Annotated in this window: 18 protein-coding genes and 1 pseudogene; 13 read left to right on the forward strand and 6 right to left on the reverse strand. The window is 61.0% G+C overall.

The features are described from left to right. Window positions 1-151: 151 nt before the first annotated feature. The 4 genes from rfbC (at window position 152) to BKX96_RS29260 (ending at window position 4,497) form a co-directional block, all read left to right on the forward strand. Window positions 152-697 carry a dTDP-4-dehydrorhamnose 3,5-epimerase gene (gene rfbC, locus BKX96_RS29245; RefSeq protein ID WP_046815316.1) on the forward strand — a complete coding sequence of 182 codons (546 nt, stop codon included), beginning with the start codon at window positions 152-154 and terminating at the stop codon, window positions 695-697. A gap of 104 nt (window positions 698-801) precedes the next feature. Further along, window positions 802-2,610 (forward strand): sensor histidine kinase, encoded by a 1,809-nt coding sequence (locus BKX96_RS29250; RefSeq protein WP_046815317.1) that lies wholly within the window; start codon window positions 802-804, stop codon window positions 2,608-2,610. Further along, window positions 2,607-4,001, forward strand: a complete 1,395-nt coding sequence (locus BKX96_RS29255; protein WP_077186157.1) for a sigma-54-dependent transcriptional regulator — start codon at window positions 2,607-2,609, stop codon at window positions 3,999-4,001. Before BKX96_RS29250 ends, BKX96_RS29255 begins: the two co-directional genes overlap by 4 nt. 40 nt (window positions 4,002-4,041) lie before the next feature. Next, a complete protein-coding gene (locus tag BKX96_RS29260) occupies window positions 4,042-4,497 on the forward strand; it encodes a YiiD C-terminal domain-containing protein (protein WP_077186158.1) in 456 nt (151 codons plus the stop codon). 67 nt (window positions 4,498-4,564) lie between these two features. On the opposite strand, the gene cysQ is transcribed toward BKX96_RS29260, so the two are convergent. Next, the gene (gene cysQ / locus BKX96_RS29265) at window positions 4,565-5,392 is read right to left on the reverse strand and encodes a 3'(2'),5'-bisphosphate nucleotidase CysQ (protein WP_046815320.1); all 828 of its coding nucleotides are present in this window, start codon (window positions 5,390-5,392) and stop codon (window positions 4,565-4,567) included. Beyond that, window positions 5,389-5,955 carry an ADP compounds hydrolase NudE gene (gene nudE / locus BKX96_RS29270; RefSeq protein ID WP_046815321.1) on the reverse strand — a complete coding sequence of 189 codons (567 nt, stop codon included), beginning with the start codon at window positions 5,953-5,955 and terminating at the stop codon, window positions 5,389-5,391. Before nudE ends, cysQ begins: the two co-directional genes overlap by 4 nt. Window positions 5,956-6,044: 89 nt before the next feature. On the opposite strand from nudE, the gene yrfG reads away from it, so the two are divergent. Next, the gene (gene yrfG, locus BKX96_RS29275) at window positions 6,045-6,707 is read left to right on the forward strand and encodes a GMP/IMP nucleotidase (protein ID WP_077186159.1); all 663 of its coding nucleotides are present in this window, start codon (window positions 6,045-6,047) and stop codon (window positions 6,705-6,707) included. Between the two features lie 121 nt (window positions 6,708-6,828). Here yrfG and lysM read toward each other — a convergent pair whose 3' ends face one another. Further along, a complete protein-coding gene (lysM, locus tag BKX96_RS29280; RefSeq protein WP_077186160.1) occupies window positions 6,829-7,278 on the reverse strand; it encodes a peptidoglycan-binding protein LysM in 450 nt (149 codons plus the stop codon). A gap of 129 nt (window positions 7,279-7,407) precedes the next feature. On the opposite strand from lysM, the gene BKX96_RS29285 reads away from it, so the two are divergent. The 4 genes from BKX96_RS29285 (at window position 7,408) to BKX96_RS29300 (ending at window position 12,315) form a co-directional block, all read left to right on the forward strand. Then, a complete protein-coding gene (locus BKX96_RS29285) occupies window positions 7,408-8,295 on the forward strand; it encodes a LysR family transcriptional regulator (protein WP_046815324.1) in 888 nt (295 codons plus the stop codon). Between the two features lie 92 nt (window positions 8,296-8,387). Then, window positions 8,388-9,227 carry a formate dehydrogenase accessory sulfurtransferase FdhD gene (gene fdhD, locus BKX96_RS29290; protein ID WP_046815325.1) on the forward strand — a complete coding sequence of 280 codons (840 nt, stop codon included), beginning with the start codon at window positions 8,388-8,390 and terminating at the stop codon, window positions 9,225-9,227. After that, on the forward strand, window positions 9,224-11,572 hold the full coding sequence (locus BKX96_RS29295) for an FdhF/YdeP family oxidoreductase (RefSeq protein WP_046815326.1): 2,349 nt from the start codon (window positions 9,224-9,226) through the stop codon (window positions 11,570-11,572). The genes fdhD and BKX96_RS29295 overlap by 4 nt, the downstream gene beginning before the upstream one ends. Window positions 11,573-11,820: 248 nt before the next feature. Beyond that, a complete protein-coding gene (locus BKX96_RS29300) occupies window positions 11,821-12,315 on the forward strand; it encodes a glycine zipper domain-containing protein (RefSeq protein ID WP_046815327.1) in 495 nt (164 codons plus the stop codon). 65 nt (window positions 12,316-12,380) lie between these two features. On the opposite strand, the gene BKX96_RS29305 is transcribed toward BKX96_RS29300, so the two are convergent. The 3 genes from BKX96_RS29305 to BKX96_RS29315 form a co-directional block, all read right to left on the reverse strand. After that, on the reverse strand, window positions 12,381-12,800 hold the full coding sequence (locus tag BKX96_RS29305) for an acyl-CoA thioesterase (protein WP_046815328.1): 420 nt from the start codon (window positions 12,798-12,800) through the stop codon (window positions 12,381-12,383). Between the two features lie 80 nt (window positions 12,801-12,880). Further along, window positions 12,881-14,107, reverse strand: coding sequence for a 3-hydroxyacyl-CoA dehydrogenase (locus BKX96_RS29310; protein WP_077186161.1), 1,227 nt, complete (start codon window positions 14,105-14,107; stop codon window positions 12,881-12,883). A 116-nt stretch (window positions 14,108-14,223) separates the two neighbouring features. Then, window positions 14,224-16,152 (reverse strand): RecQ family ATP-dependent DNA helicase, encoded by a 1,929-nt coding sequence (locus BKX96_RS29315; protein ID WP_077186162.1) that lies wholly within the window; start codon window positions 16,150-16,152, stop codon window positions 14,224-14,226. Window positions 16,153-16,496: 344 nt separating this feature from the next. On the opposite strand from BKX96_RS29315, the gene BKX96_RS29320 reads away from it, so the two are divergent. The 4 genes and pseudogenes from BKX96_RS29320 (at window position 16,497) to BKX96_RS29330 (ending at window position 18,201) form a co-directional block, all read left to right on the forward strand. Further along, window positions 16,497-16,787: a hypothetical protein gene (locus BKX96_RS29320; RefSeq protein ID WP_046815331.1), complete on the forward strand. Its 291-nt coding sequence runs from the start codon at window positions 16,497-16,499 to the stop codon at window positions 16,785-16,787. 59 nt (window positions 16,788-16,846) lie between these two features. Then, window positions 16,847-17,054, forward strand: a pseudogene (locus BKX96_RS33360) (type II toxin-antitoxin system RelE/ParE family toxin); the annotation flags it as partial. A gap of 12 nt (window positions 17,055-17,066) precedes the next feature. Further along, on the forward strand, window positions 17,067-17,303 hold the full coding sequence (locus tag BKX96_RS33015; RefSeq protein WP_248687236.1) for a DUF1493 family protein: 237 nt from the start codon (window positions 17,067-17,069) through the stop codon (window positions 17,301-17,303). 43 nt (window positions 17,304-17,346) lie between these two features. Next, complete coding sequence (locus BKX96_RS29330; RefSeq protein ID WP_077186218.1) at window positions 17,347-18,201, forward strand: DMT family transporter; 855 nt, start codon at window positions 17,347-17,349, stop codon at window positions 18,199-18,201. The last annotated feature ends 25 nt before the right edge of the window (window positions 18,202-18,226 follow it).

Consider the following 18,226-nt stretch of genomic DNA (forward strand, 5'->3'; position numbering starts at 1 on the left):
CCACTGCTCGGGGCGATACGCAACCCCCTCCTCCCAGTTGCCAAGCGGCTTGACCGCTCTAGATGAAGAGAAATTAATGTCCTGTACGCTCGCCCTTACCGACACTGTAAGCAAGAATGACAATCACCAACGCCCTCCTCTGGAGAAAGCCATGAATGTTGTAACTACCGACCTGCCCGGTGTTTTGCTCATCGAGCCCAAGGTTTTCGGTGACGAACGCGGCTTTTTCTACGAAAGTTTCAACGCGAAGGCTTTCAAGGAAGCCACCGATCTGGACCCGCATTTCGTTCAGGACAACCATTCGCGCTCACAAAAGGGGGTGCTGCGCGGGTTGCACTACCAACTGGAAAATACCCAGGACAAACTGGTTCGGGTCTGCGCAGGGGAAATTCTTGATGTCGCTGTCGACGTGCGGCGCAGCTCGCCGCATTTCGGCCAATGGGTGGCTGTGCGCCTTTCTGCGCAGAATAATCGCCAGCTCTGGGTGCCCAAGGGTTTCGCCCACGGCTTCGTGGTGCTGAGTGATTTCGCCGAGGTTCTTTACAAAACCACCAACTACTACACCCCGTCGGCCGAACGCAGCATCCGTTGGGACGACCCGGACCTGGCCATCGACTGGCAGCTGGACATGGCGCCGCAACTGTCGGCCAAGGATCAGGCCGGGGTGTTTATCAAGGACGCTGACGTCTTCGCCTGAAACCGGGCCCGGGATTCACCCCGGGCAGCCCCCGGCCCAAGGTGCGCAGACTGCACCACAAAGCCTAGGCATAATGCACCTGTTCCCACAGGCGCTCGATGCTCATGACTCCAACCCTTCCCCGCAGACCCCGCTGGCGCAGCCTGGCCCTGCTCGCGCTGTGCCTGGCACCCTTGCTGTGGCCGCTGGAGCATCTGGCCGAGCGTTATTACCGCAGCGAACTGGCGGGGCAGAATCGTCAGACCCTCGATCTCTATGTCGCCAACCTGCTGGGCACCCTGCACCGCTACGAAGTATTGCCGCAGATCCTCGGCGACCTGCCAGCCTTGCGCGCCGTGCTTGGCGCGCCGGACGATGGCGTAACCCAAGGCAACGCCAACCGCTTGTTGAAAAACATCAGTACCCAGACTGGCGCTGAAGTCATGTACCTGATGGACACCACGGGCAAGACCCTGGCCGCCTCCAACTGGGACAAGCACGACAGCTTCGTTGGCCGTAACTTTGCCTTCCGGCCGTACTTCAGCGAAGCCATGGCGGGTCGACTCGGGCGGTTTTTCGGGCTGGGCACTACCTCTGCCAAACGTGGCTACTTCTTCGCCGCTGCCGTGCGCGAGGGCGAGAAAATCACCGGTGTGCTGGTGGTCAAGGTCGACCTCGACCACACCGAAAGCCTGTGGGGCAAAACCCCGGAGCAACTGCTGCTGACCGATCATAACGGCGTGGTCATCCTCACCTCTCGACCGGAATGGCGCTTTCGTTCGACCCGGGAATTGAGCGAAGAAGAACGCAAGGCCATCGCCGCGATCCAGCCCTACCCCACCCGTGAGCCCAAACCACTGAAGCTCAACCCCAACGCCTGGTTGACCCAGACCCAGGCGATTGCGGAAACCGGCTGGAACGTCAGCATCCTCGCCCCGCGCACCCTGATCGATCGCCCCGTGCGCACCGTCGTCGCCATCGGTGGCGCGACGCTCCTGGTGTTGATGCTGTTGCTCGGCCTGATGATGCAGCGCCGCCGTCATTACCTGGAACGGATCGCCTTCGAAGCCAAGGCCCGGCGCGAACTGGAAGGCCGGGTGGCCGAGCGTACCAGCGATCTCGAGGGCCTGAACCGACGACTCAAACAGGAAGTGCTGGAACGCGAACAGGCCCAGCAAGAGCTGGTTCGCGCCCAGGACGACCTGGTGCAGGCCGGCAAGCTGTCGGCCCTGGGCACGATGTCGGCGAGCATCAGCCACGAACTCAACCAACCCTTGGCGGCCATCCGCAGCTACGCCGAAAACGCCGAAGTGTTACTCGACCATCAGCGCACCGACGATGCCCGCGGCAACCTCAAGCTGATCAGCGAATTGACCGGCCGCATGGCGTCGATCATTGCCCACCTGCGCGCCTTTGCCCGGCGCGATCGCCACGCCCCGGAAAGCGTTGCCCTGCAGCCGGCGCTGGACGATGCCCTGGCCTTGTTGGCCAAGCGACGGCGCAGCATGGAAGTCGAGCTGATCCGCGACTTGCCCGCCGCCACGTTGTGGGTCGAAGCCGGAGAAACCCGCCTGCGCCAGGTGCTGGGCAACCTGCTGGCCAATGCCCTGGATGCCCTGACCGAAAAAGGCCCGCCACGTAAACTCTGGTTGAGTGCCCAATCCACCGCCGAAGGCGTCAACCTGTACATTCGCGACAACGGCCCCGGGTTCTGCCTGGAGGCCCTCGGCCGCGCCAGCGAGCCCTTCTACACCACCAAGACCCGCACCCAGGGCCTTGGCTTGGGGCTGGCGATCTGCGAGACCCTGATGCGCGCCTTCGGCGGTGAACTGTCGTTCGCCAACCACAAGGAAGGCGGCGCCCTGATTACCCTGAAACTGCGCGCAGGCGCACCGGGTGTGAGCCTGCAACCGTCCGAGGACCGAAGTGCATGACCATCGACAACCGCATCCAGGTCGTGTTGATCGACGACGATCCCCATCTGCGCCAGGCCTTGAGCCAGACCCTGGACCTGGCCGGCCTGAAGATTCTGCCGCTGGCCGAAGCCAAGGGCCTGGCGGCGCAACTGGAGCGCGACTGGCCGGGCGTGGTCGTCAGCGATATCCGCATGCCAGGCATGGATGGCATCGAACTGCTGACCGAACTCCACGCCCAGGACCCGGAACTGCCGGTGCTGCTGATCACCGGCCACGGCGACGTGCCGCTGGCGGTGCAAGCCATGCGCGCCGGGGCCTATGATTTCCTGGAAAAACCCTTCGCCAGCGACGCCCTGCTCGACAGCGTACGCCGCGCCCTGGCCTTGCGCCGACTGGTGCTGGACAACCGCAGCCTGCGCCTGGCCCTTAGCGATCGCAATGAACTGAGCACTCGCCTGGTCGGGCAATCGCCCTCGATGCTGCGCCTGCGCGAGCAAATCGGCGCCTTGGCGGCGACCCGGGCGGACGTGCTGATCCTCGGTGAGACCGGGGCCGGCAAAGAAGTGGTGGCACGCGCGCTGCACGACCTGTCGAGTCGGCGCAATGGACCGTTCGTGGCGATCAATGCCGGGGCGCTGGCGGAGTCGGTGGTCGAAAGCGAATTGTTCGGCCATGAGCCCGGCGCATTCACGGGCGCGCAGAAACGCCGCATCGGCAAGTTCGAATTTGCCAACGGCGGCACGCTGTTTCTCGATGAGATCGAAAGCATGAGCCTGGACGTCCAGGTGAAACTGCTGCGCTTGCTCCAGGAACGCGTGGTCGAACGCCTGGGCGGTAATCAGTTGATCCCGCTGGACATCCGCATCATCGCCGCCACCAAGGAAGACCTGCGTCAGGCCGCCGATCAGGGCCGGTTCCGCGCCGACTTGTACTATCGCCTGAACGTCGCGCCATTGCGCATTCCGCCACTGCGCGAGCGCGGTGAAGATGCGCTGATGCTGTTCCAGCATTTCGCCGATGAAGCCAGTGCCCGCCACGGCTTGCCACCCCACGAACTGCAGCCCGGACAACGCGCCCTGCTGTTGCGCCACAGCTGGCCCGGCAACGTGCGCGAGCTGCAAAATGCGGCCGAACGCTTCGCCCTGGGCCTGGAACTGGCGCTGGACAACAACGAGGTGCAAGGCTCGGGTGGCACGACGGTAGACATGGTCAGCGGCGGCTTGAGCGAGCAGGTGGAAAACTTCGAAAAAACCCTGATTGCCGCCGAACTGGCCCGCTCGCACAGCTCGGTGCGCAGTGTCGCCGAGGCGCTTGGTATCCCGCGCAAGACCTTGCACGACAAATTGCGCAAGCACGGCCTGAGCTTTGCCGACAGCGGCACCTCCGCCCATGGCGACGACCTCGATTGAGCCGCCGCCCACTCGTCCACTTCAAACAAGAGGCCCCTGAATGAGCCGCGACAGTCGTCAACTGGAATCCGTCCTCCACCACGACATTCCCCTCACCCGGGACATGGGGCTGAAGGTGCTCGACTGGCACGATCAGCAACTGCGCCTGTATTTGCCGCTGGATGCCAACGTCAACCACAAGAGCACCATGTTCGGCGGCAGCCTGTATTGCGGCGCGGTACTGGCCGGTTGGGGCTGGCTGCATCTACGCCTGAAAGAAGAAGGAATAACCGATGGGCACATCGTTATCCAGGAAGGGCAGATCAACTACCCGCTGCCGGTGACCGGCGACGCACACGCCATTTGCCAGGCACCGAGTGCAGTGGTGTGGAAGAAGTTTCTGGCGATGTATCAGCGGTACGGACGGGCGCGGTTGGTCCTGCATACGCGGGTGGTCAATGCGGGTAGCGATGAAGATGCGGTGAAGTTCGCCGGGCAGTATGTGCTGCACCGCTGAAGCGCCGATCCATACGACGCGGTGTGTCTGACATACCGCGTTGCATGGTCCGCCAGCAAGCCGGCTCCTACGGGTTAGCCAACGCCAACAACTGTTCTCGCCACGCCGCCTTGGCCGGCAATGCCAGGAAAAATTCGTTCAGCAGCGATTCTCGCGCCGGGTAACAAAATGGCGCGCCCTGCAAATCCAGCACCTCGCCACCCGCGCCTTCCAGCACGCCTTGGGCCGCCGCCGTGTCCCACTGCGAAGTCGGCGCCAGGCGCGGATAACAATCCGCCGCCCCCTCGGCCAACAGGCAGAACTTCAGAGAGCTGCCGATATTGGCCAGCTCCAGTTCACCCAGGCTGGCGCTCAACCCTGCCAATAAGCGTTCCTGCTCTGGACTGGAGTGGCGACGACTGGCAACCACGGTGAACGATTGGCCGGGGGCCAGGACATCACGCACCTGAATCGACACGGGCGTCCCCCCTTGATCCCCGCGCCACGCGCCGAACCCGGCACCGCCCACGTAGAAACGGCCGTTCGTCGGCATCGACACCACGCCAAATACCACGCGCCCCTGCTCGATCAGCGCGATGTTGACGGTGAACTCTTCGCTGCCGGAAATGAACTCCTTGGTGCCGTCCAGCGGGTCCACCAGCCACCAACGCTGCCATCCGGCGCGCACGCTCTGGGGGATGTTGGCGTCTTCCTCGGACAGCACCGGGATGCTCGGATCAAGCGCCGTCAGCCCGGCCAGGATCAGATGATGAGCGGCCAGGTCGGCGGCCGTCACAGGTGAATCATCGGCCTTGGCGGTGACCGCCGTGCCGGTGCGCCAGAACGGCAGGATCGCTTCGCCGGCCTGCAGTGCGAGCTCGATCACCGGCGCCATCAACGGATGGGGAAAATTCATGGCTGGAACACTCCGCGCTGGGTCAGCAGGTCACGGGCCAGGTACAAGGCGGCCAAGGCCCGGCCTTCGGTGAATTTCGGGTTCTGCGCCAGCGCCGACAACTCGCGCAGATTGACCTTGTCCATGCCCATCGGCTCTGGCTCGTCACCTTCCAGGCGTTCTTCGTACAGGTCAGTGGCCAGCACCACCTGGATTTTCTGGCTCATGTAACCGGGGGACAACGACAGCTCAGTCAGATGCTCTAGCTGTCGCGCGCCAAAACCGGCCTCTTCCTTGAGCTCGCGTTCTGCTGCCGCCAAAACATCCTCGCCCGGCTCGATCAGACCTTTGGGCAGCGACAATTCGTACGCATCGGTGCCGCCGCAATACTCTTCGACCAGGACGGCATGGTCCGCATCGAGCATCGCCACAATCATCACTGCGCCATAGCCCGCGCCCTTGCCGACCAACCGTTCATAGGTGCGCTCCACGCCATTGGAAAAACGCAACTTCAGCTCCTCGACACAGAACAAACGGCTGGTGGCGACAATTTCGCGGGCGAGGACGGTAGGTTTCTGGCGCATGAGCGGCTCCTGGACGATAGCGGGTTACTATACCCGGCCTATCCTGATTGTTGTTTCCGGATACCTTTTTTACCGCTGGAGAAGTTTTTATGTCCCTGCTGCCCTGGCGCGATATCGATACCGTTCTGCTGGACATGGACGGTACGCTGCTGGACCTGCACTTCGACAACCATTTCTGGCTGGAGCACCTGCCCGAGCGCTATGCCCAATGGCACGGAGTGAGCCGGGCCATGGCCGATATGGAGCTGCAGCCCCTGTTTGAACGCAATGCCGGTCAACTGCAGTGGTATTGCCTGGATTTCTGGAGTGCCGAACTGAAACTGCCCGTGCGTGAGCTGAAACTGGAAACCGCCCATCTGATCGCCCTGCGCCCGGATGCGGACACCTTTCTGGCAGCGATCAAGCGTGCAGGCAAGCGCGTAGTGCTGATCACCAATGCGCACCGCGATTCGCTGTCATTGAAGCTGGAAAGAATCGAACTGGCACCCTATTTCGAGCGTTTGATCAGCTCTCATGATTACGGTTTTCCCAAGGAAAACCCGCAGTTCTGGGATGCCTTGCAAGCCGACATCGACTTCGACCCGGCACGCAGCCTGTTCATTGACGACACCTTGCCGATCCTGCGCAGTGCGCGGGATTTTGGTGTCAGGCATTTGCTGGCGGTGAAAGAGCCGGACAGCCGCAAAGGACCCAAGGACACGGCGGAGTTTGCGGCGGTCGGGGATTATCGGGATTTGATCGCAGGGCTATAGACCGCGGCGCCTGCATCGCGAGCAGGCCCGCTCCCACATTGGATCTGCGTCGTGCACACATGCTGTGTTCACCACAAATCAAATGTGGGAGCGAGCCTGCTCGCGATGGCGGTCCTGAATATTACTCAGGAATCCGCAACGACTGCCCCGGATAGATTTTGTTCATATCCTTGAGCATCGGTTTGTTGGCCTCGAAGATTTTGTTGTACAGGTTGGCATCGCCATACACGCGCAGGGAAATGGCGCTCAAGGTGTCGCCCTTCTCGACCACGACAAACTTCGCGGCCACGACCACAGGTCCGGTAACGGTGATCTCGTCTTCAACACCGCTGACACCTGCCACATTACCCAGGGCCAGGAGGATTTTCTCCTTCTCTTCCTGCGTATTCGCTTCGCCGCTGGCGATCACCTTATCGCCCTCGACCTTGACCTGAATCTTGGAAGTGTCGATCCCCGTCAACGCACTCTGCACATGCTTGGTCAACGCCTCGCTGTTGGCTTCGGCCTTGTCCGGCGTCAATGCGTCGAGGATTTTTTCACCGGCTTCTTTTAGAAAACTGAACAGGCTCATCGTTTCGCTCTCCTTGGGTTTCGGGGTCCAGACGCAAAAGCCTAGACCACGGCCGACATTTGCCAATCCAGGCCGACCAATGACCCCGCTTGCGATAGAATCCACACCTTCCCGACCCCAGGAGCGAAGATGGACATCAAGCAGCTGAAATTCCTCATCGCTCTGGACGAAACCCGCCATTTCGGCCAGGCCGCCGCACGCTGCCACATTACCCAGCCGACCCTCTCCATGCGCCTGCGCAGCCTCGAAGAAGAACTCGATCTGCCGCTGGTCAATCGTGGCCAGCGTTTCGAAGGCTTCACCGCACCCGGCGAGAGAGTCCTGGCCTGGGCGCGCACCGTTCTGGCAGCCTACGATGGCCTGTACGCCGAGGCGGCCGCCTGTCGCGGCAATCTGGTTGGCACCTTGCGCCTGGGCGTGGTGCCGCTGTCGAGCTTCGATCCCTTGCCGCTGCTGCAACGCCTGCACGCGGAGCACCCGAACCTGCGCTTCGAACTCTCGGCGCTGAGTTCCGAGCAAATCCTCGAACAACTGGCGAACAATCGCCTGGATCTCGGTGTGTCATACCTAGAACGCCTGGATGCCGAGCGCTTCGACTCCCTGGCCTTCAGTGAAACCCGCATGGGCCTGCTCTACGATCAGCGATTCTTTACCTTCGGCGAAGCCCCCCTGAGCTGGGAGTCGTTGATCGAGTTGCCGCTGGGCATGCTCAGCAGCGGCATGCACTTTCGCCAGTCCATCGACCACAACTTCCACAGCCGCGGCCTCAACCCGCAGCCTTTGTTGCAAACCGATGCCGTCCATCAACTGTTACAAGCTGTGCACGGTGGCTTGTGTTGCGCGGTGATGCCGTTGGACGGAGGCCTGGAAGAACTGACCGATCATTTGCGTCTGCAACCGATCGAAAACGCCCAGACCCTCAGCCGGCTGGGACTGATCATGCGCCGAAGCGCGCCACGCTCAGCCTTGGCGGAAGCCTGTTTTGCGATTTATCAACAATCGCTGAACGGGCTTTGATCGACGGCATCTATCGGCAGATCAGAAATAGCGATTAGACGCGACCAGTTGCCACGCCTAGTCTTAAGACTGATCAAACCCTCGGTGATGCCATGAACGCCAAGCGCCCAGCCTGCGCGGCGCCTGCCCTCGAAACGCCCGCGCCCGCCGCCAGCCAGACATACAGCTACAGCAACCTTGAGCACTCGGAATCCGCCAGCACCGCGCTGGCCGAGGAAGTCGCGCTAGCCATTGCCTTCAATGGCATCAGCCAGGCGGTGATGCTGGTCACGCCCACGGACCTGGAAGACTTCATCGTCGGCTTCAGCCTGGGCAGCGGCATCATCCAGGACGCCTCGGACATCTATGACCTGCAACTCAGCGGCTCTGGCTCGGCTCAGTACGCGCAAGTGACCATCGCCAATCGTGCGTTCTGGAACCTCAAGCAACAGCGACGGCAACTGGCCGGTACCAGCGGATGCGGGCTCTGCGGCGTGGAAGCGGTCGAGCAGGCATTGCCCGAGCTCGAGGTGTTGCCCGGCGCGCCCCTGCCCCCGGCCGAATGGCTGGACGGCCTGCGCCAGCGCATCGGCGCGTTCCAGCCACTTGGCCAGCACTGCGGGGCGGTGCACGCGGCCGTGTTCATGAACGACCAGGGCGAACTGTTGCTGGGCCGAGAAGACATCGGCCGGCATAACGCCCTCGACAAATTGATCGGCGGCTTGATCCGGCAACACATTCCAACGGCGGGCGGGCTGGCGATTGTCACCAGTCGCTGCAGCCTCGAATTGATCCAGAAAGTCTTGCGCGCCGGCATCCAGACCCTGGTCAGCCTGTCGTCGCCAACGGGCCTCGCCGTGCAATGGGCCCGTCGCCACAACCTCAACCTCATCCATCTGCCACAAAAGAATGCGCCGCGGGTCTACAGCCCAGCGTTGGAGATCCAAGCGTGAGTCAACACCGTCAAGCCGACCAGAAACCTGTCCCTCGCTACAAACCCTACACAGGCCCGGCCGGAGGTTGGGGCGCACTGATCAGCGTCGCACAGGCCTGGTTGACCAGTGACAACGCGCTGAAAAATCTGCGCATGATGCTCAAGACCAACAAGAACGGTGGCTTCGACTGTCCCGGTTGCGCCTGGGGCGATTCCAACGAAGGCGGCATGGTGATGTTCTGCGAGAACGGCGCCAAAGCGGTGAACTGGGAAGCGACCAAACGCCGCGTCGACGCTAAGTTTTTTGCCAGGCACAGCGTCACTTCATTGCTGGAGCAAAGCGACTATTGGCTCGAATATCAAGGCCGTCTGACCGAGCCGATGAGCTATGACGCCGAGACCGATCGCTACAAGCCGATCAGTTGGGACGCGGCCTTTGCCCTGATCGCCAAGCATCTGAACGGCTTGTCGAGCCCGAACCAGGCCGAGTTCTACACTTCGGGCCGGGCCAGTAACGAAGCGGCTTTTTTATACCAGCTGTTCGTGCGCGCCTACGGCACCAACAATTTCCCCGACTGTTCGAACATGTGCCACGAGGCCAGCGGCGTGGCGTTGTCACAAAGTGTCGGCGTCGGCAAAGGCACCGTGACGTTCGACGACTTCGAACACGCCGATGCGATTTTCGTCTGGGGCCAGAACCCCGGCACCAACCATCCACGGATGCTCGAACCGTTGCGTGAGGCGGTGACACGCGGCGCGCAAGTGGTGTGCATCAACCCGCTGAAAGAGCGCGGCCTGGAGCGCTTCCAGCACCCGCAACACCCGATCGAAATGCTCACCAACGGCGACAAGCCGACCAACACCGCGTACTTCCGTCCGGCGCTGGGCGGCGACATGGCGATCATGCGTGGCATGGCCAAGTTCCTGCTGCAATGGGAACGCGACGCACAGAAAGCCGGTGCGCCTGCGGTGTTCGATCACGCCTTCCTCAATGAGCACAGCGTCAATGTGCTGGAGTACCTGGCCGCCATCGATGAAACCCCATGGGAGCAGATCGTCGAGCAGTCTGGCCTGCCCCTGGTGGAAATCGAGCGAGCGGCGCGCATGTACGCCAAGGGCAAGAACGTCATCATGTGCTGGGCCATGGGCATCACCCAGCATCGCCATTCGGTAGCGACCATCCAGGAAATCGCCAACCTGATGCTGCTGCGCGGCAACATCGGTCGACCAGGCGCCGGCCTGTGCCCGGTGCGTGGCCACAGCAACGTCCAGGGCGACCGGACCATGGGCATCAACGAACGGCCACCGGTGGCGTTCCTCGATGCCCTGGAACGACGCTTCCAGCTCAAGGTACCGCGTGACAATGGCCACAATGTGGTCGAAGCGATTCATGCCATGGCCGAAGGTCGGGCCAAAGTCTTCATTGGCCTGGGCGGCAACTTCGCTCAAGCCACCCCGGACAGCCCGCGTACCTTCCAGGCCCTGCGCAACTGCGACCTGACCGTGCAGATCAGCACCAAGCTTAACCGCAGCCATCTGACTCACGGCAAAGACGCCCTGATCCTGCCGTGCCTGGGCCGGACCGACATCGATATCCAGACTGAAGGCGCGCAAGCGGTGACTGTCGAAGATTCGTTCAGCATGGTCCACGCCTCCAACGGACAGTTGCAGCCCCTGTCGAACCAGATGCGCTCGGAACCGGCGATCCTGGCCGGCATAGCCGCCGCCACCTTGGGCAACCAGCCTGTGGACTGGAACTGGCTGGTGGCCGACTACGGGCGCATCCGCGACCTGATTGCCGATACCATTCCAGGCTTCAAGGACTTCAACGAAAGGGTCAAGAACCCAGGCGGCTTCTACCTGGGCAACAGCGCCGGCGCACGCAAGTGGAACACTGCATCCGGCCGGGCCAACTTCCGTCCGAACGCACTGCCCAAGGACCTGGTTCACGAACGCACCCGTGCCACCGGTGTGTTGCCGGACCTGATCATGCAATCGATGCGCTCCCACGATCAGTACAACACCACGATCTATGGTCTCAATGACCGCTATCGCGGAGTGAAAGGCCAACGTGATGTGCTGTTCGTCAACGAAGCCGACATCATTCGCCTGGGCTTCAAGCCGGGGCAGAAGGCTGACATCGTGTCGATCTGGGATGATGGCGTTGTACGCCGAGTGAAGGGCTTCACATTGCTGGCGTTTGATATTCCTGCAGGGCAAGCGGCGGCGTACTATCCGGAAGTGAACCCGCTGGTGCCGCTGGAAAGCACAGGGGATGGCAGCCATACGCCAACGTCGAAGTTTGTGGCGATCCGGTTGGAAGCGGCGAGTGAGACCGGGTTGATCATGGCGAAGTCTGCCTGACCAAAAACAAAAGATCGTCCGAACGCGGTCCGAGCCTGCGGCAGCTCCTAAAACGCCCACAAAAAAGGCCGTTTTTTCACAAAAACGGCCTATCCGAAGTAACTAAAGACCGGCGAAAAACCATTAAGTTCCGCCCAAAAAACAGTAACTTATAGAAATGTGCTGAAGTCGTGTTACTCGTCGGATTTCGATTGTCACACCACTGACACGGCCTCAGGATCGCGTCGTCATCCCCATGAGGTTCCTCCATGAAGTTCTCCTCGATTCTCTTGTTGTCCCTTGGCCTGGTCAGTGGCATTGCCTCTGCTGGCGGCACCACCGAAGCAGGTGTGGGCGGCGCATTGGGCGGGGTTTTGGGCTCGGTCGTCGGCCAATCGATTGGCGGTAATACAGGTTCCACCATCGGCGCGGCCCTGGGCGGCGCGGGTGGTAGCGCAGTCGGCGCAGACAAACGCAGCCGTGGCGAAGCCGCCATCGGTGGTGCGTTGGGCGCAGCAGGCGGTAACGTGGTCGGCCGCAGCGTGGGCGGCACCACCGGCAGCCTGATCGGCTCCGCAGCAGGCGGCGGTGCCGGTGGCGCACTGGGTAACTACATGGGCAACAAGAGCGATGACGACGACGATGACGATCGTCGTTATCGTGGCCATGATGATCGTCGTTACTACCGTGACGGCCATCCAGGTCGTGGTCATGCCTATGGCCATCGCAAGCATCACAAGAAGTACTACCGCCACCGTCATTGAAACCGGAATGGTTTCGCTGGCAGATAAAAATCGCAGCCCGAGGGCTGCGATTTTTTTTGGCTGTTTTAAACCACCAGACGCTCCATCGCACTGCGTAACCCGGCCGGAATCGCCACTGGCTGATTCGAGGCGCGATCGACAAACACGTGCACGAAACGCCCCGCTGCGCAGGCCTCATCTTCCCCTTGCTTGAATACCGCCAACTCGTACTGCACCGAGCTATTGCCCAACTTTCCGACCCGCAGGCCGACCTCGATCCGGTCCGGGAAGGCGGTGGAGGCAAAGTAATCGCAGGCTGAACTCACCACGAAACCCACCACCTCGCCCTCATGGATATCCAGGCCGCCGACTTCGATCAGGTAGGTGTTCACCGCCGTATCGAAGAAGCTGTAGTAGGTGACGTTGTTGACGTGACCATAGGCATCGTTGTCGTGCCAGCGTGTGGTGATGGGTTGGAAGTGTGGGTAGTCGGAGCGCTGGGGCATCGGTGTTGGTTCCTGGGGTTGGATGACCAGTTTAAGGAGAAAACCGCGTTATCGCTCTTCGCGAGCAGGCACCAAATCAATCACCTATCAACAAACCCTCTACCTTGCGCCGCCAATTCACCAATCAACCGTGCCGGGCTCCAGTGATCACCCTGGCGTGTCTCCAGCGCCAACAGCCGCTGATGAATATCCGCCAACCCCTGCTGATCCGCCCAGGCCATCGGCCCGCCTTTATCTGCCGGGAACCCGTATCCGTTGAGGTACACCAGATCGATGTCGTGGGCCGATCCCGCGACCCCTTCCTGAAGAATCTTCGCACCCTCGTTGACCAATGCCAGCAGGCAGCGCTCCAGAATTTCCTCCTGGCTTATCTCGCGGCGATGAAAGCCCAGCCCCTCGCTGACTTCCAGCACCAGCGCGTCGACCTGCGGATCGTGTTCAGCCTGGCGACTGCCCGGCTCATAATGGTAATAGCCATCGCCGCTCTTCTGCCCGAAACGGCCCCGCTCACACAGACGGTTATCCACTTGCACCTCTGGCGCATCCTGCCCAACTCCGGACAGTTGCCGGGCACGCCATTGCAGATCGACGCCAACCACGTCGAACATACGGAATGGCCCCATGGCAAAGCCGAAGCCTTGCAACGCGGCATCGATCTGGTAAGGGTAAGCGCCCTCCAGCAGCATTTTGCGGGCCTCCAGCACGTAGGTGTTGAGCATGCGATTGCCAATGAAGCCGTCGCAATTGCCCGAGACCACGCTGACCTTGCCCATGCGCTTGCCCAGCGCCAGTGCAGCATCGATGACTGCCGGTGCAGTCTGGGCACCACGGACGATTTCCAGCAGCTTCATGATGTGCGCCGGGCTGAAGAAGTGCAGGCCCAGGACTTGTTGCGGACGGCCAGTCACCGCGGCGATGGCGTCGATGTCCAGTGCCGACGTGTTACTTGCCAGAATGGCTTCAGGTTTGAGCAGGCCGTCCAGCTCGCGGAAGATGGCCTGCTTGAGTTCCAGGTTTTCGTAGACGGCCTCGATGACCAGATCGACATCGCGGATGGCCGCATAATCAGCGGCAGCCGTGACCCGTGCAATGCGGGTGTCGGCCTCGGCCTGATCGATGCGTTCTTGCCTAACACTATGGGCATAGGTGTCCGCCACGGTGACCAGGGCCTGCTCAAGCATCTGCGGATTGTTATCGACCCATTGCACCGCCACCCCGGCGTTGGCCAGGCACATGACAATGCCGCGGCCCATGGTGCCCGCGCCGATCACGGCTGCGCGCTGAATTTTGAACGGTGTCTGGCTCATGTTTTGATCTCTTGTTGGCGATCCAAAGACAGCCCCCACCATAGTCAGCCTCCGCGAGTTTTTGAAATTTATTCCTGTGATGAGCGACATTCAGCAGATGGATGCGCCCACACGGCTTAGAGGTGCGCCTCGGCCCACCCGCGAACCTCGGCATACGGATAATCCTCCAACACCGCATAGCCGGAAATCGTCCGCACCTTGAGTTTGGTGAACAACGGCACGCTGATCCCGCACAGAAACCGTGTGACCCGCTCGGCGGATGGCTTACTGCCGGTATGCTGTTCATGCCTGTGGATAAAATCACTGCACAAGGCTTCGAAATTTTTATCCACAAGTGCAGGCAATGCCGGGGGCTCAGGTAGTCGTGCCACCTGACCGTGACAAACCGAGCAATGCCCGCACTGGCGGGGCACATTTTCGTCGCCGAAATACTCGGCCAGGCGATATCCAAGGCAGCGATCGGTGGCGAAAAGATCGAGCATGGCGTGAATCCGCGCAACCTCGGTCTGTTCATGCCGAGTGAACCCCGCGTGAAGCTCCTCACTCAATGCGGCACTGTCGAACTCGGTTTGCAGCAGGCTGTAGACCTCGGTCATCAGCTTGCTCTCAAGCTCGACCCAGCCCTTTTCCTGGAAGTAATCCAGCGCCTTGACCACCCGGCTGCGCTCGGCCTGATGCTGTTCATACAACGCATCGAAATTCACCGTGGCCCAGGTACGCGCGCGCGGGGACGTCTGGATGATCGCCGCGACGAAATCCCTGCGTTCACCCTCGAAGCGCGCCAGCAATTGCTCGGGCTCCTGCAGATACTTGAACCGGTACTCGGCGTAGTAGGCATAGCGCGGAGCGATCAGGCCACGAAGCTCCAGTTGCACCAGCAAGGTCTTGAGCGGCAGCTGGCGGATGTTGCTCTGGTCCGCCAATGGCCCCAGCAGAAACTCCCATTGCCCCTCGGACGCCGCGGCCTGCATCTCGTCGAGCACGCAGCGGATACCGTCCAGTTCAGGCGTATCGCCATAGACGAAGTTTTCCAGCACGTTGAGGCTGTCGCGATTGGCCAGCACCAGGCAGTCCGATGGCTGCCCGTCACGCCCGGCGCGGCCGATTTCCTGGCTGTAGTTTTCGATGGATTTGGGCAGGTCGAAATGCACCACGTTACGGATGTCGCTCTTGTCGATGCCCATGCCGAAGGCGATGGTGGCGACGATGCAATTGGACTGCCCGCCCATGAAACGCTTCTGGATGCCTTCACGCTGCTCATGAGGCAAACCGGCGTGATAGGCCTCGGCCTGGATGCCATGGCGCTGCAGATGTTCGGCTATGTGCTCGGCGGTTTTCTGCAGGGTGACGTAGACAATGCTCGGCTGACCGGGTCGCTGACTCATCCATTCAACCAGGCGTCGACGCTTGTCCTGGCCACGAACCGGCTCAACCCACAGATTAAGGTTGGGCCGATAGAAGCCGGTGGTCACCACATCGTCAGGTTCGATGGCGAATTTCGCCTGCATGTCGGCGATCACTTTCGGGGTCGCGGTGGCGGTCAGCAACAACACCTGGGGGATATTGAACTGGCGTTGATAGTCCGGAAGCTTGAGGTAATCCGGGCGAAAGTTATGCCCCCATTCGGAGATGCAGTGCGCCTCGTCCACCACCAGCAGCGAGATCGGCACCTGCTGCAGGAAGTTACGAAAACGTTCGTTCTTCAGACGCTCCACGGAGATCATCAGGATTTTCAGTTCGCCGGACTTGGCGCGAGCCATGACATCACTGGCATCATCGCGGCTCTGCGCCGAATCGATACTGCCCGCCGCAATGCCGTGGCGTTGCAGGAACGCCAATTGATCCTGCATCAACGCCAGCAAGGGCGAGACCACCAGCGTCAGGTGCGGCAGCAATACGGCCGACAGCTGATAACAAAGGGACTTGCCGGAACCGGTGGGGAAAATTGCCGCCGCCGAGCGCCCCGCCAGTACCGCGCTGACCGCCGCCTCCTGGCCAGGCCGAAACTGTGGATAACCGAAAACCTGCTCCAGGGTGTTGTGCATAAGCTGTCACTCCGTTGACTGCTGCGATGAGCAAAGCCTAGCCGGCGATCGCAGCGAGTCGAGAAAAGGTCAGGGGTAAAAAAGATACGGGATGATACAGCGGATGGCTTTGGGAATGCGGCGCCTGGCAAATCGCCTTCGCGGGCAGCAAAATTCGAAATGACCTACACCCTCTGAGGCGCCTGTAGTCCCTTTCCTCAACAACTGCGCAAAACCTTACAAAACCTGTCGATCTCAGCCGTCTTGTCGCACGACACCACGCCCTTCTATAGTTTCCGGCAAGGCTGAAAACAGTGTCTGGGCCGACCGGGCGCATTTGCCGATTTCCCACAGGACCCACCTCGATGAACCGCCCCGAGCCACTGACCGACCGCTATCGCCCGCTCAAATCCAGCAACAGCGAAACCCCGGTACTGGTGATCGACACCGAGGCCGATCCCCTGGAAATTCTCGACGCCGCCCGCCAACGCATCCGCGCCGCCAGCGACCTGCTGGAAACCCTGTACTGCCTGTGCTTCAAACAGGCCGACGCCAGCGATATCCCCAACATCGTCAATGCCCTGTACCTGCTGACCCAGGATGGCAACGAGCTGCTCGACATCGCCCGGCAACGCCTGCCGAAACTCACCGGCTGAAGGACACCACGATCCCTTGTAGGAGCTGGCTTGCCAGCGATGAACGATAACGCGGTCCACTGTGGATAAGTCCGTCAGCAACGCCCTCGAACCCTTCAGCCGGCGACGTTATCGAAGGGACAGGCGGGATCCACAAAATGCGGGTTGCAGCGAAGGGGCAGGGTAAACGAGGCGGAGCTCGAGTGATTTACTATCATTATCTCGGCATCGCAAATCGCTTTATTGATGATCTACCCTAAAAATGAACAACAAGATCTGACCGCCGACATCTCGATCAATATCGACCTCGGCTGCAACGGCGCCGATGCACAACATCTGATCGAAACCCTGGAAGACCACTTCGCCATCGATTTTGTGGACTACGACAGTTATCGCTATTACCACCCTGACGGCTACGATGTATTCCTCAAGCGCAAAGCCAAGGGTCGCGGCGACAAGGTGCCACTGACCATTGGCATGCTCTACCGGGCAATCAAAGCCCAACGCTGGGACACGGATGAGCTTGAAGGCCTGTAGCGTCCCCGGCGCATAACGATAAGGACCTTACATGGACGTTCTGATGGGCTTGCTGGCCGCCTTGCTGTGGGGCGGTACGGATTTTCTGGTGGGTATGAATGCCCGCGCGGTGGGTGTCAAACGTGCCGTGTATTTTGGTCAGGCGCTGGGCTTTACCATCATGAGCCTGCTGCTGATCGTCTTCCCCGTGTTCTTACTTCGCTCGATGGCCGCGCCGCTCGAAACCTGGCTGATCGGCGTCGCCGCTGCCGTGTTGACGGTATCTGGCGCGCTGGCCCTGTCCAAGGCCTTCGCCCTCGGCAAGGCTTCCATCGTCGCGCCGCTGGTGACGTCCTACGGGGTGGTGACCACGCTGCTGTCCTGGGCCGGTGGTGAGCAGATCAGTCTGCTGCAATTGCTATGCATTGCGCTGTGCGTCCTTGGCGTCGTTCTCTCCAGTATTCATTCCGACCCGAAGGTGCCCCACACCACACAGGCGAGCAGCTCGATTACTTATGCGCTGTTGGCGGCGCTGTTCTACGGCACCAGTTTCTGGCTGCAAGGTCGCTTCGTCCTGCCGTCCCTCGGGCCGGTCACGATGCTCTGGCTCGCTTACCTGGTGGGCCTGTTGGTGCTGGTGGTGATCGTGCTCAGGATCGACGATGGCTTGAAAATCCCGCCGCTGAAAAACTGCCTGACGCTGACCGGCGCCAGCCTGATGAACCTCGGTGGTTTTTCATCATTCGCCTGGGGGGCGGTGGCCGGGTCGGTCTCGGTAGTAACGGTAATCAGTACATTGTCAGGCGGGATCGCAGCGATCCTGGGGTATGTTTTTTTCAAGGAACGGCTGGGGAAGGTACAGGTACTGGGAGTAGTGCTGGTGTTGGTCGGCGCATTCGTTCTACACCTGAAGACCTGAACCGTCGCTCACAAAAAAGCCGCCC

The sequence above is a fragment of the Pseudomonas putida genome (genome assembly GCF_001976065.1).
GTDB lineage: Bacteria > Pseudomonadota > Gammaproteobacteria > Pseudomonadales > Pseudomonadaceae > Aquipseudomonas > Aquipseudomonas serbica.